At 48.2% G+C, this 14,314-nt stretch carries 12 protein-coding genes; 11 read left to right on the top strand and 1 reads right to left on the bottom strand.

From position 1 onward, the window contains the following. Nucleotides 1-161 precede the first annotated feature (161 nt). From hrcA to HEQ50_RS01290, 11 genes are all read left to right on the top strand, one after another. On the top strand, nt 162-1,199 hold the full coding sequence (hrcA, locus tag HEQ50_RS01340; RefSeq protein WP_168898668.1) for a heat-inducible transcriptional repressor HrcA: 1,038 nt from the start codon (nt 162-164) through the stop codon (nt 1,197-1,199). Between the two features lie 20 nt (nt 1,200-1,219). Then, nucleotides 1,220-1,807: a nucleotide exchange factor GrpE gene (gene grpE / locus HEQ50_RS01335; protein WP_168898667.1), complete on the top strand. Its 588-nt coding sequence runs from the start codon at nt 1,220-1,222 to the stop codon at nt 1,805-1,807. 34 nt (nt 1,808-1,841) lie between these two features. Further along, on the top strand, nt 1,842-3,722 hold the full coding sequence (dnaK, locus tag HEQ50_RS01330) for a molecular chaperone DnaK (RefSeq protein ID WP_168898666.1): 1,881 nt from the start codon (nt 1,842-1,844) through the stop codon (nt 3,720-3,722). A 125-nt stretch (nt 3,723-3,847) separates the two neighbouring features. Beyond that, nucleotides 3,848-5,002 (top strand): molecular chaperone DnaJ, encoded by a 1,155-nt coding sequence (gene dnaJ, locus HEQ50_RS01325; protein WP_168898665.1) that lies wholly within the window; start codon nt 3,848-3,850, stop codon nt 5,000-5,002. Nucleotides 5,003-5,301: 299 nt separating this feature from the next. After that, on the top strand, nt 5,302-5,451 hold the full coding sequence (locus HEQ50_RS01320; RefSeq protein WP_168898664.1) for a teichoic acid D-Ala incorporation-associated protein DltX: 150 nt from the start codon (nt 5,302-5,304) through the stop codon (nt 5,449-5,451). Between the two features lie 51 nt (nt 5,452-5,502). Further along, nucleotides 5,503-7,032 carry a D-alanine--poly(phosphoribitol) ligase subunit DltA gene (gene dltA / locus HEQ50_RS01315; RefSeq protein ID WP_168898663.1) on the top strand — a complete coding sequence of 510 codons (1,530 nt, stop codon included), beginning with the start codon at nt 5,503-5,505 and terminating at the stop codon, nt 7,030-7,032. Continuing rightward, nucleotides 7,032-8,237: a D-alanyl-lipoteichoic acid biosynthesis protein DltB gene (gene dltB, locus HEQ50_RS01310; RefSeq protein ID WP_168898662.1), complete on the top strand. Its 1,206-nt coding sequence runs from the start codon at nt 7,032-7,034 to the stop codon at nt 8,235-8,237. Before dltA ends, dltB begins: the two co-directional genes overlap by 1 nt. Nucleotides 8,238-8,277: 40 nt before the next feature. Further along, nucleotides 8,278-8,511: a D-alanine--poly(phosphoribitol) ligase subunit DltC gene (gene dltC, locus HEQ50_RS01305; RefSeq protein WP_168898661.1), complete on the top strand. Its 234-nt coding sequence runs from the start codon at nt 8,278-8,280 to the stop codon at nt 8,509-8,511. Nucleotides 8,512-8,514: 3 nt separating this feature from the next. After that, on the top strand, nt 8,515-9,804 hold the full coding sequence (gene dltD / locus HEQ50_RS01300) for a D-alanyl-lipoteichoic acid biosynthesis protein DltD (protein WP_168898660.1): 1,290 nt from the start codon (nt 8,515-8,517) through the stop codon (nt 9,802-9,804). A 138-nt stretch (nt 9,805-9,942) separates the two neighbouring features. Then, nucleotides 9,943-11,775, top strand: a complete 1,833-nt coding sequence (lepA, locus tag HEQ50_RS01295; protein ID WP_168898659.1) for a translation elongation factor 4 — start codon at nt 9,943-9,945, stop codon at nt 11,773-11,775. Nucleotides 11,776-12,526: 751 nt separating this feature from the next. Then, nucleotides 12,527-13,336, top strand: coding sequence for a metallophosphoesterase (locus HEQ50_RS01290; RefSeq protein WP_168898658.1), 810 nt, complete (start codon nt 12,527-12,529; stop codon nt 13,334-13,336). 410 nt (nt 13,337-13,746) lie between these two features. Here HEQ50_RS01290 and HEQ50_RS01285 read toward each other — a convergent pair whose 3' ends face one another. Further along, nucleotides 13,747-14,223 carry a hypothetical protein gene (locus HEQ50_RS01285; protein WP_168898657.1) on the bottom strand — a complete coding sequence of 159 codons (477 nt, stop codon included), beginning with the start codon at nt 14,221-14,223 and terminating at the stop codon, nt 13,747-13,749. Nucleotides 14,224-14,314 lie beyond the last annotated feature (91 nt).

Below are 14,314 nucleotides of genomic sequence, written 5' to 3'. Positions count from 1 at the left end.
ATGTGAGGGATTAAACCAGCGTGAATTTGACCAATTAGCACTTAATTGCAGGGATTGCTAATTTTTCTACCAGATTTCTTGACTTCAAAACCCGGTTTTGCTACATTATATATGTGTCTTAGCACTTGATTAGTTTGAGTGCTAAAAAAGGGGTGATTGTGATGCTTTCAGAAAGACAAATGATGATTCTGCGAGCCGTTGTCCGAGATTTCACCAATACCGGTGTTCCGGTGGGGTCAAAGGCATTAGCCAAGCAGTTACCCATCCACGTAAGCTCTGCAACAATTCGTAACGAGATGGCAGCCTTGGAGGAGCAGGGTCTGATTAAGAAGACCCATTCCTCATCCGGCCGAATTCCTTCGGTGGAAGGCTACCGATATTATGTTGATCATCTCGTGAAGCCCGATCCACTGCGGCCCAACGATATTGATGTGATTCAGTCTTCTTTGGGCGGTGATTTTCATAAGATTGATGAGATTATCTCGCAATCGGCGACGATCCTGTCTAATTTGACGAGTTACACGGCATTCACGTTGAAGCCGGAGCTAAAGGACAGTCGTCTCAGTGGTTTCCGTTTGGTGCCACTGGGAAAACGGCAGATTATGGCGATTCTCGTGACCGACAGTGGTGATGTGGAGAACCAGACCTTCGACGTGGCTGGTGATGTCGATGGCGAACAGCTGGAAGCAGTGGTTCGTCTGATCAATGATCAACTCGTGGGACTGACTTTACCGGAAGTCTTGAAGAAGCTACAGGCTGAGATTCCCGCCCAGATTGCCAATTATCTCCAGAGTCCGCAGGGATTCTTGGATATCTTTGGCGATGTATTGACGCGTGCCGCACAGGAGCGGTTCTACGTTGGTGGGCGGCTGAATCTGCTGAACTTCTCGCAGGATAGTGATGTGGATTCACTGAAGTCCCTCTATTCATTGATCGACAAGACCGATGACATTGCCAGTGTGTTGGGACAACCCAGTGATAAGATTTCGGTTCGAATTGGCAATGAAATGACCAATGATGCACTCCGGAATTTCAGCCTAATCACGGCGACTTATGACGTTGACCAACATGGTCAAGGGATGATCGCCATCCTGGGACCCACGCGGATGCCATATTCACGAATGCTCGGAATTGTTGGCGCTTTTCGTGAAGAACTCGCGAAAAAACTATTAGATTATTACCGGTTTTATGACGAGTAAAGAAAGGGAGGGTTTTTATCGTGGCTGACAAGCAACAAGCGTCTACCGATGACCAAACTGCGGCAAAGGCCGCCACTACCAAGCCGGATTCAAAGACTGAAGCGGCTAAAGAAGCAGCACCAAAGAAACCGAAATTTGCTAAGAAGGTTGCGACTGCTGCCGAGGTTGAGGCACTTAAGAGCAAGGCCAGTGACTTTGAAGACAAGTATCTGCGTGCAGAAGCAGAGGTGCAAAACATGCAGGCGCGTTTCCAAAAGGAACAGGCCACACTCATCAAGTACGATGGCCAGCAATTGGCTAAGGATGTACTCCCCGTCATTGACAACCTTGAACGGGCTCTGGCGGTTGAGGCAGCGGACGAGACGGGTAAGCAGCTGAAGAAGGGGGTCCAGATGACCTATGATCATCTGGAGGATGCCCTGAAGCGTAACCACGTCACGGAGATTGAAGCCATTGGGAAGACTTTCGACCCAACGCTGCATCAAGCTGTTCAATCAGTGCCCGCTGAAGACGGCCAGACCACTGAAACGGTGGTTAAGGTCCTTCAGAAGGGCTATCAATTGAAGGATCGTGTTCTTCGACCAGCAATGGTTGTTGTGGCACAATAAAACAAACAAAAAACTAATAAAGAGGGAATTTTTGATGGCAAGTAACAAGATTATCGGAATTGACTTAGGGACGACTAACTCAGCCGTTGCCGTTCTTGAAGGTAGTACCCCGAAGATTATCGCGAACAAGGAAGGTGCCCGGACGACGCCATCTGTTGTCGCCTTTAAAGATGGTGAAACACAAGTCGGTGAAGTTGCTAAGCGCCAAGCCATCACTAACCCGAACACCATTTCATCTATTAAGAGTCACATGGGTGAAGCTGGATATAAGGTTAGCGTTGATGGCAAGGACTACACGCCCCAACAAATCTCCGCAATGATTTTACAACACTTGAAGTCATTCGCCGAAGACTACATTGGCGATACGGTTGAAAAGGCCGTTATCACGGTACCAGCCTACTTCAACGATGCCCAACGGCAAGCCACCAAGGATGCTGGTAAGATCGCCGGCTTAAACGTTGAACGGATCATCAACGAACCAACGGCCGCTGCCTTAGCCTATGGCTTGGACAAGCAAGACAAGGATGAAAAGATCATGGTTTACGACCTTGGTGGTGGGACCTTTGATGTTTCCGTCTTGGACTTAGGTGATGGTGTTTTCGATGTTCTGTCTACAAACGGGGATACCCATTTAGGTGGGGATGACTTCGATAAGAAGATCATGGATTGGTTAATCGCCGACTTCAAGCAAGAAAACGGTGTGGACTTATCCAAGGACAAGATGGCCTTACAACGGTTGAAGGACGCTGCTGAAAAGGCTAAGAAGGACCTTTCCGGTGTGACGGAAGCCCAAATCAGCTTGCCATTTATCTCTGCCGGCGCAAACGGGCCTTTGCACTTGGAAAAGTCATTGACGCGTGCTAAATTCAACGAATTGACCGCTGACTTAGTCGAAAAGACGCGGATCCCAGTTGAAAATGCGTTGAAGGATGCCGATTTAAAGGCTGGCGACATTGATGTTGTCATCTTAAACGGTGGTTCTACGCGGATTCCAGCCGTTCAAGAAGCCGTTGAAAAGTGGACGGGTAAGGAATCTAACCATTCCATCAACCCTGATGAAGCCGTTGCCTTAGGTGCCGCTGTTCAAGGTGGGGTCATCACCGGTGATGTGAAGGATGTTGTGCTGTTGGATGTCACCCCATTGTCCTTAGGTATTGAAACCATGGGCGGTGTCTTCACCAAGTTAATCGATCGGAACACGACGATTCCTACCAGCAAGTCACAAGTCTTCTCAACTGCTGCGGATAACCAACCAGCCGTTGATATTCACGTCTTACAAGGTGAACGGCCAATGGCTGCGGACAACAAGACGTTGGGTAACTTCCAACTTGCTGACATTCCGGCCGCACCTCGTGGGGTTCCTCAAATCCAAGTGACCTTCGATATCGATAAGAACGGGATCGTGAACGTTTCCGCTAAGGATATGGGGACCAACAAGGAACAGAAGATTACCATTAAGAGTTCCGGTGGTCTGTCCGACGAAGAAATCGATAAGATGATGAAGGAAGCTAAGGAAAACGAAGCTGCCGACAAGAAGCGTAAGGAAGAAGTCGATACCAAGAACGAAGTCGATCAATTACTCTTCCAGACCGACAAGACGTTGAAGGACGTTAAGGGCAAGGTCTCTGATGATGAAATCAAGAAGGCGGAAGATGCCCGTGATGCCTTAAAGAAGGCCCAAGAAGCCAACAACTTGGATGACATGAAAGCCAAGAAGGATGATTTGAACAAGATTATCCAAGACTTGTCTGTCAAGTTATACCAACAAGCACAACAGGCTCAAGGCGGCGACGCTAATGGCGCTGCTGGCCAGGCTGCCGGTGCCGATGGTGCCCAGACTGATGGCAAGGATGGCGACACCGTTGACGGTGACTTCCATGAAGTCCACGATGACGACGATAAGGATAAGAAATAGCCAGTCGTGATAGTGACGTAAGTTGTCAGGCAAAAAGTCAGAGTCCGTGGGGCTTTGGCTTTTTGTTTCGAGTATGCTATTCTTACTAGTAGCGAAAAAATTCGGAACGGATTGGGAGGAAAACGATGGCGCAATCGGACTTATATGGCGTATTAGGTGTCTCTAAGGATGCCAGCCAAGAAGAAATTAAGAAGGCCTACCGGAAATTATCAAAGAAGTATCATCCAGACTTGAACAAGGCCCCGGATGCGGCGGACAAGTTCAAGGAAGTTCAGGATGCCTACGATGTCTTGGGTGATCCGGATAAACGGGCTAATTACGACCAATACGGTTCTGCCGATGGGCCCCAAGGCTTTGGTGGCTTTGGCGGCGGTAGTGCCGGTGCCGGTGGCGGCTTCGGCGGTTTTGGTGGCGGCGGTGGTTTCGACGACATCTTCAACCAATTCTTTGGTGGCGGTGGCGCGCAACGGAATCCTAACGCCCCACGCCCGGGCCGTGATCTGCAGTACCAGATGAACCTCAAGTTTGAAGAGGCCATCTTTGGGAAGAAGACCAAGATTAAATATACGCGTGAAGCACAGTGTCATACCTGTGGTGGGAACGGTGCTAAGCCAGGAACATCGCCGGTCACCTGTCACCAATGTGGTGGCTCGGGTTACGTGACGACCGAGACCAACACCCCATTAGGACGGATGCGGAGTCAACAACCTTGTCCTGTCTGCCACGGCACGGGCCAAGAAATTAAGGAAAAGTGCCCAACCTGTGGGGGCTCTGGCCATGAAGAAGAACAGCACGAAGTTGAAGTTAAGATCCCTGCTGGGGTTGATGACGGTCAACAAATGCGGCTTCAAGGCCAAGGTGAAGCGGGTCAAAATGGCGGTGGCTATGGCGATCTCTTCATCATCTTCCAAGTCACGCCTAGCAAGGACTTCCGGCGTGATGGCACGGAAATTTACTTTGATCAACCGATTTCGTTTGTTCAGGCGTCCCTGGGTGACGACGTGACGGTTAAGACTGTCCACGGGGATGTGAAGCTGAAGGTCCCTGCTGGAACACAGGGAGGCACCACGTTCCGTTTACGCGGAAAGGGTGCGCCTCGACTGCGAGGCAACGGCAATGGTGATGAGCACGTGACGGTAAAAGTGATGACCCCGAAGAACTTGAATAAGGGACAACGGGATGCGCTCAGAGACTTTGCGAAGGCCAGTGGTGAAACGGTTTCTGGCACGGGCAAAGGTAACTTATTTAACAAAATGCGTGATAAATTCAATGAAAATTAGCTTGCGGGCCGAAGTGCTCTAAGTGCTAATCTGTCAAGGCTGCTGAGGATTTCAGCAGCCTTTTTTTGATGGCAAAATCTATAATAAAAGTTATTAATTAAAAAGAAACGTTTAAGGTTGAGTAAGGTTAATTGCAATCCGGTTTTAGCAATGATACTCTCAAAACATAAGGAGCGCAGGATGACTGCGGAACTCCTCACCACATACCGTGGATTCGTCGGGGAAATGACACGCTATGTGGTTGCGAACGGAAGCTGATTTGGGGGACGAATCGATCAGCAAACTTGGGGGTGAATTTCATGAGAGCAAAGTGGCTGGCAATCTGGCATCAGCCAGTAGTGGCCTTTATCGGATGGACTCTGTTCTACTTTGTGATTTTGATGGTTTTGGTTTATTTGTACGGTTATAGTGGTTTAAACAACTCGACATTTATTTACAACGAGTTCTAGTTGCGGGGTCAACTAACCAATAACCACGACTTCTTTGGGGGGGATATAGAAATGATAGAAAACATGATCACAGCGATCGATCAGTTTGCCACGCGTGAACCGGATCGCATCGCGTACGATGATCTGGGGCACACGAACACGTATGGTGACTTGAAACAACGCTCGGATGCTTTGGCCGCCCACTTGGATGCCATGCCATTACCAGCACATGCACCGATCTTGGTGTATGGCGGTCAAACTTTTGATATGATGGCGACGTTCTTGGGAATTGTCAAGAGCGGTCACGCATACGTACCAATTGATACGCATTCACCGTTGGAACGGATTACGACAATTAATGAAATTGCGCAACCAGCCGCAGCGATTGCGGTCAGTGCGTTACCCACGACTTTAGGCGACACACCCGTGGTAACGCCCGATGAGTTGCGGAACATCTTTGATGGACCAACCGTAGATTATCAGGTCGATCACGCTGTTAGCGGGGATGACAACTACTATATTATCTTTACGTCGGGGACAACCGGTAAACCTAAGGGTGTGCAGATTTCGCACAAAAACTTATTAAGCTACGTGAATTGGATGCTTAGTGCCGACTTTGTCCTGCCAACGTATCCACGCACGTTATCGCAGGCACCTTATTCGTTCGACCTTTCCGTCATGGACTGGGGTCCCACGTTAGCGAGTGGCGGCACGCTGGTGGCCCTACCCAAGACGGTGACGGATAACTTCAAGCAACTGTTCGAGACGTTGCCGCAGATGAATCTGGATGTCTGGGTCTCAACGCCGTCATTTATGGACATTTGCTTGTTGGAGCCCACTTTTGATGCTAAACATTATCCGCGACTCAGCCGGTTTCTCTTCTGTGGTGAAGAATTGACCCATGCAACGGCGCAGACGCTTCACCAGCGGTTCCCAGATGCCCGCATCTTCAACACTTACGGTCCAACCGAAACGACGGTGGCGGTGACGCAGGTAGAGATTACCGCAGAAGTCTTGGCGAATTACCCACGGCTGCCGATCGGCCACGTTAAGGGGGATACCCAGATTAACGTGGTGGATGATCAACTGAAGCCGGTGCCGGATGGAACCGAGGGTGAAATTTTGATCAGTGGGCCCTCCATGTCGAAGGGTTATCTGAACAATCCTGAGAAGACGGCCAAAGCGTTCGTCACGGTTGACGGTCAGCGGGTTTACCGTTCCGGGGACCTGGGCGTTAAGCAAGCTAACGGGTTGATTATGTATCGTGGTCGGACCGACTTTCAGATTAAGCTCCACGGATACCGGATCGAATTGGAAGAGGTGAACCACTACCTGTCCCAAGAAGCCCACATTCAGGTGGGGGTTGCGGTCCCACGGTATGACCGGAATCATAAGGTCAGCCAACTGATTGCTTGGGTCGTTCCAAGTGAACACGACTTTGCCAGTGAATTAGACCTTACTAAGGCGATCAAGGATAATTTGCAGGGCGGCGACATGATGGAATACATGATTCCACAACGCTTTGTGTACAAGGACAGCCTACCGATGACCCCCAACGGCAAGGTTGATATTAAATCAATCATTGCCGAGGTCAATCAATAATGTTGACATTTGAACCGTACGGCAACCCAACGTATTTCGCCTTGTTGGGCGTGGCGTTACTGCCACTGATGATTGGTCTTCTGTACGGCAAACGGTCGCGTCTCTACGAAACGTTAATTTCAATCTTCTTTCTGGTCTTGACCTTTGGCGGTGCTAAGTGGACGCAAGGGGTGGCCTTGATTATTTACATTTTGTACGAGGTGGGCTTAACCTGGGGGTATGCCGTTTACCGGAAGAAACACAATTCGGGGCCGTTCTTTTACCTGTTGGTTCTCTTAGCCATTGCACCACTGACGATCGTCAAGGTGACGCCGGCCGTTGAAAACGGGCAGGCCTCACTGATCGGGTTTCTGGGGATCAGTTATCTGACCTTTAGAGCCGTTCAGACGATTATGGAAATCAGGGATGGTGCGATCAAGAACTACAACGTGATGACGTTCCTGCAGTTCATGCTCTTCTTCCCCACGATTTCTTCGGGGCCAATCGACCGTTATCGTCGGTTTGAGGCGGACTATCGTTCGGTGCCCGATCGGGAGAAATACCTGGGGATGCTGCAAAAGGGCGTTCGTTACCTGTTTGTCGGCTTCATGTACAAGTTTATTCTGGCTTACTATTTTGGGACGATTCTGATGCCCAAATTACAACTGATGGCGATTCATTCACGTGGTGGTTTTCTCGATATCTCGTGGCCGTTAGTTGGCTACATGTACGCCTACAGTGCCGATTTGTTCTTTGACTTTGCGGGTTACAGTTTGTTTGCCGTGGGGACCTCCTATATCATGGGGATCGGCACGCCGATGAACTTCAAGCAACCCTGGCGGTCACCGAACATTAAGGATTTCTGGAACCGTTGGCACATTACCTTGTCGTTTTGGTTCCGTGACTTTATCTACATGCGCCTGGTCTTCTGGTTCATGAAGCATAAGGTCTTCAAGAAGCCAACGACAACGGCCAATGTAACCTATATCATCAACATGCTGATCATGGGGTTCTGGCACGGGGTCACGTGGTTCTACATCACTTACGGTCTCTTCCACGGGGTCGCACTGGTGATTAACGACATGTGGCTACGCTATAAGAAGAAGCACCGTGAGAGCGTACCGCACAACTGGTTTACGCAGATCTTCGCCATCTTCTTGACGGGAAACTTGGTCTGCTTTAGTTTCCTGATCTTTTCGGGGATTTTGGATAAAGTTTGGTTTTAATTAACTTAAAAGGATTTATTTCATCGAGGGGGAAATAAAAATGGATATCAAAGGAACTGTATTAAACATTTTGAACGATTTAACGGGTAGCGATGTTAGTGGCGCAATGGACGACAACTTGTTCGATAGTGGCATTATGGACTCAATGGCGTCCGTACAACTATTATTATCGCTGCAAAGCGAACTGGGTATTAACGTACCTGTTTCCGAATTTGAGCGGTCAGAGTGGGACACGCCCAACAAAATCATTGCGAAAGTTGAAAGCCTGGCCTAGCCAATGGCAAAGCGATTACTACGGATTTTTGGTCCGTTAATTCTCGCGGCTATTCTCGTTTTTGCGGTACTCGCTTCGCCAGTGACTTTTGGGTTTAAGCATATTAGTGCCGCCCGAGAGCGCCAGGCAGCCGTATCGTTGTCACCCAACGTTTTGCGCGGCAAGCATATTAAAGAAGCGGCGCTGAGTAACGGTTACGTCCCATTCTTCGGTTCGTCAGAGTGGTCACGGATTGATCCCATGCATCCGTCGGTTCTGGCCCAGAAGTATCACCGGGACTATCGACCATTCTTACTGGGTGCACGGGGAACCCAATCGTTGACGCAATTCTTCGTGATGCAAAATATTCAGAGCGAATTGCGTAACAAAAAAGCGGTTGTCTTTGTGTCACCACAGTGGTTTGTGAAGGGTGGAACGCGTAAGGATGCGTTTGGCTTCTACTATTCACAATTGCAGACGACGGAATGGTTAACCCATTACCGGCACGATGCCATTGATCAGTATGCAGCGAAACGACTTCTTCAGATGCCCGCGGCTAAATCGGACCATTTCATCTATGCGGCATTACAACGGGTGGCAGCTGGTAAATCATTGACGGACTATCAACGGTTCTACCTGCAGACACGGAAGAACATGTTGACGCAAGAAGACCAGTTCTTCTCCGGCATTAATTTACCATCGCAGAACTTGAGTCGAGTGAACCGGCAAGCCAAGAAGTTACCCACTCATTACTCCTATTCGGCGCTGGATCGACTCGGTGGTCAGTTAGGGAAACAAGCAACGGGCAACAACCGCTTCCAGATCAGTGATAAGTTCTACAATCAGGGATTGAAGCAGGAAATCAAGTCGGGGAGTCTAAAGGGCTTCCAGAAGAACTTGTCCTACCTCAAGTCGCCTGAGTACAGTGACTTCCAGCTGATTTTGGATCAATTTGCCCGGCTGAATACGAATGTCATCTTCATCATTCCACCAATTAATCAGCGTTGGCAAAAGTATACCGGCTTATCGGCCACGATGCTGAAGCAATTCGACCAGAAGATTCACTATCAACTGCAGTCGCAAGGCTTTAATAACATTGTGGACCTGTCAGACAAGGGGAACGTGCCGTACTTCATGACCGACACGATTCATCCAGGCTGGCGCGGTTGGCTGGCCATTGATCGGCGGGTGGATCCGTTCTTAACCAAGAAGCAGGCCCAACCGCATTACAAGATTAATGACAAGTTTTATGATAAGCAATGGCAACAGTTGGGGCCTAATCAGCTGCAACAGTACGAAAATGAAACGAAATAACGTGTCAGGTCCGAGTGAGAGCTCGGGCCTTTTGCGTTTCCGGTGGTTTTTGCAGCGGGCTTTTCTTTTAGTTTGTGCTTACTGCGGATGGTTGGTATAATTGTCTGGACATGGTGTTTAAGAAAGTAGGAAATCAACATGGATCTTGAGAAATTAAAAAACCATCAAAAATATATCCGCAACTTTTCCATTGTGGCTCACATTGACCACGGAAAATCCACGATTGCGGACCGAATCTTGGAGCTTACGGATACCATCTCCAAGCGCGATATGCAAGATCAAGTGTTGGATAGCATGGACCTTGAACGCGAACGGGGTATTACGATTAAGCTGAATGCCGTTGAATTGACGTATCACGCCAAGGATGGCCACGACTATGAGTTTCACTTGATTGATACGCCGGGGCACGTAGACTTCTCCTATGAGGTCTCACGGAGTCTGGCGGCCTGTGAGGGTGCGGTGCTGGTCGTCGATGCCGCGCAGGGGGTCGAAGCACAGACATTGGCCAACGTGTATTTGGCCTTAGATGATGATTTGGAAATTGTGCCGGTCGTTAATAAGATCGATTTGCCCGCGGCTGATCCGGAAAAGGTCAAGCAAGAGATTGAAGACGTGATTGGACTCGACGCTTCGGATGCCGTGCTGGCCAGTGCTAAGAAGGGCATCGGTATTCCAGAATTGTTGGAACAGATTGTCCACAAGGTGCCGGCACCCACGGGCAACTTGGATGCGCCCCTGAAGGCGTTGGTCTTTGACTCCGTCTACGATGATTATCGTGGCGTGGTCATGAGTGTGCGGCTCTTTGAGGGCACCGTTCAACCGGGTGATAAGATTCTCCTGATGAATAGTGGAAGTGAATACGAAGTCACCGAGGTCGGCGTGAACTCGCCGAAGCCGATTTCTCGCGATTATCTGATTGCTGGAGATGTGGGTTACATCACGGCCAGCATCAAGGATATCGCGGATACTCGGGTGGGTGATACCGTCACCAACGCCGAGATGCCCGCAGAGAAGGCCTTGCCGGGTTATCGGGAAATGAACCCGATGGTCTACGCCGGGCTGTACCCCACGGATAACGCGAAATTGAATGATTTACGGGAAGCCTTGGAAAAATTGAAACTCAACGATGCTGCGTTGGAATTCGAACCCGAAGCCTCACAGGCGTTAGGCTTTGGGTTCCGGTGTGGGTTCCTGGGGATGCTCCACATGGATGTCATTCAGGAACGGCTGGAACGTGAATTCAATCTGGATTTGATTACGACGGCCCCATCCGTTACCTACCACGCGTACTTGACGGACGGGACGATGAAGACGGTGGAGAACCCAGCGGAAATGCCGGAAGCCTCCGCCATCAAACGGATTGAAGAACCGATCGTGAAGGCGACTATCATGGCGCCTAACGACTACGTGGGCGCGGTCATGGACCTGTGCCAGCACCGCCGGGGTCAGTTCCTGACGATGGAGTATTTGGACGATTACCGCGTGAATATCATTTACAACATGCCGCTGTCGGAAATCATCTTTGACTTCTTCGATAAGTTGAAGTCTAGCACCCGTGGTTACGCGTCGTTGGATTATGAACGCAGTGGCTACCAAGAGGCCGATCTGGTGAAGATTGATATCCTGTTGAACGGCGATAAGGTCGATGCGCTGAGTTTCATTGCTCACCGGACGTTTGCCGCCCAACGGGGTCGTGAGATTGCGTCACGGCTGAAGGGCATTATTCCGCGCCAGAACTTCGAAATCCCTGTCCAAGCCGCAATTGGCGCCAAGATCATCGCCAGAACGACGATCAAGGCCTACCGTAAGGACGTGACCGCCAAGCTTTATGGTGGTGACCGTACTCGGCGGATGAAATTGTTGGAGAAGCAAAAGGTCGGTAAGAAACGCATGAAGGCTGTGGGGAAGGTTGATATCCCGCAGGAAGCGTTCATGGCAGTTTTGAAGACTGATGAGGATGAAACGAAGTAATAGGATCTGAGATATCAATATTTGTGCCATACATTAATCATTGAACAGTTACTCAATGATTAATGTATGGCATTTTTTTATATTTTCCCCTTTTATGAACTTCTAAATATAGAAGCTCTTATATTTTAGGTATCTTATTTCGCAATTGAAACCATAGAATGGATATACTAAGATGGACGTAACCTATAAAAGTGAATTAAGGCAAAACTTGAGAGGGGTAAAGAAATTGTTAAATGAAATAAGCAGTAAGGACACAATAAGCCTTAGCTATGCTGTCAATGTTGTGGAGGAAGCATTTGGAATGACCCTAGAGCAAATACCGAATGCTTATAAATTTAAGGGGATTGAGTCTCAAAATACGGTCTTGCCTTTTTCGTCGGACAGTTCTAGTTACGACACCAATCCTGATTTGAAAAGGACCCTCGATCGGGTGTTTCCAGGCTATCGGACTTATCGGCTAACGGGTCTACGGATCATTTATAACCTATATGAACAAGCGCTATGCAGGACAAAAAAGTAGTTTCCCCTCGCTAACTAGCGATTAATTTAAGAGACGGATTTGAACGAGCTTGATGATGCAGTTATCACCAAGCTCGTTCAAAAGCTAATAATCGTCTTCGTAAGTCCTTAGGATGCAGTCTCTAATGGAAGTTTTCTTTGGACAGTCGATAAACATTTCCATTAATATCAGATGTTATAGAATCAATTGCTCAAGCTGGCCCTAGTGAGTTACTTCAGAAAGGACTTAAACATGTCTACAATCTATGCAATGAGTGACATCCATGGGTGTCTTGAGGCCCTGGAAGAGGCTCTTGACCGCATTCATTTAGGTAAATCCGATCGGCTGATATTCATCGGCGATTACGTCGATGAGGGCGATCAGTCGTTTCAAGTTTTAAATAAGATTATGCACTTGGAAGAACAGTATCCTAAGCAGGTCGTTGTGTTATTGGGTAATCATGATGAATGGCTATGCAATTGGCTTTTCCCTGTAGAAAGTGCCGTAGACTCACCCGCAACCATCGTGGATTTTAAAACAATTAAAAGCTTCTTCAATGAGTCCGAGTTACTGGAAATTGTTAAAGCCAGTCAAGCTCTCCAAGCGACTGGTGGTGGAGATGACGGTTTAGATGAGCTCATTCGACAGAAGGTTCTACAAACAACGCGAGCTAAAGCGGTCTGCCATTGGTTAAAGAAAAAAATCACAGCCAAACGGTATGATGAATGTCAAAATCAGATTTTTGTTCACGCAGGAATTGATGAAGAGGCGGGTGAATACTGGAAACAAGGAACCCTGGATAATATTTTTACCAATAAATTTCCAGCGACGACAGGGAAGTTTTATAAGGATATTGTTAGCGGCCACATTAACTCGGCGGAAGTCGCGAATGATCAGAGCTACTTAGGCCTTGTGTATTGGGACAGATACAACCACTTCTTCATCGACGGAAATACGATGGTTAGTGGGGTTGTGCCGGTATTAAAATATGATACCGAGACGATGCACTACTCATCTTTTAAAAAGAGAAATGGGTCTTGGAAAGAGTACCGCATCAAGTAAGCTAGTGGAACCTAATCACTGATCTTAACGCAATATAAAGTAAACAACGCTAGCCCATTCTTTTTTGGAGAGTGGGCTAGCGTTGTTTGGAAAAGTGGGCGTCATTGTGAGCTAACCATGCATAATATTAAATAGATTAGTTGACAGATCTCTAAACATTACTATGATTAAAGCGACACTATTACTGTAATGTGTTGATTTGTGATCGGAATTCCACTAGAATGGGGTTTGGCAGACAGATACGATAACCGTTCAGATAGGCTCGCGTCCTGAGATGTCTTGCCCATTTTAATAGTGTGTAGGTACACATTAAAAAATTACGCGAATAATGACTGCGCTCTCATGCCACTTCAGATGCTAGATTAGCTGGGGTGATCTTTAACGTAAGTAGCCTGAATGTGACCTGTGAGTCAATCTTTGGGTTTAAACTGAAACTCGGTCTCCAAGGGCGCAAACAGCGCTGCCACGGCCTGGCCTTTGGCTTGATAGGCGACAAATAGTTCCGTGACTTCCTCAGGTGTATACGTATAGTTTGACCGATCGGAAAGGTTGGTGAGTAACCGTAAATCGTGAACGACACGGCTCATCCGTTTTTCGGCTAAGCGGCGAAAGCGTTCATGTGCCGTCTGTGATTCGGGATCAGTCGTAGATTGATTTTTAAAGGTAAACCCAGTCGGCATTTCGTTGTAGCGGGTGGGGCCGGTTTCTTGAAAGTATTTTTGTGAGGCTACCCCCAATTTTTGGTAGGTTCCAAACAATTCGGAAATATCTTCAGTGGTATAAACGTACTGTGGGGCACTAAGGTTAGCGATAAGATTCATGACTTGATAGATACGGGTCAATCTATTAGCGCCGATTCGACGGAATTTTTGGTTACGGGATTCCATATGACACCTCCATAAAGACTATTGTAAGGAAGCTGGGATAGTGGGTCAATGCAAACAGGCAAGGAAGAACGGTTCAACAGTAGTAAGCCGG

This window comes from Lactobacillus sp. HBUAS51381, from assembly GCF_012641095.1.
Lineage (GTDB): Bacteria > Bacillota > Bacilli > Lactobacillales > Lactobacillaceae > Levilactobacillus.
This window is presented reverse-complemented; position numbering and strand designations above follow the sequence as displayed.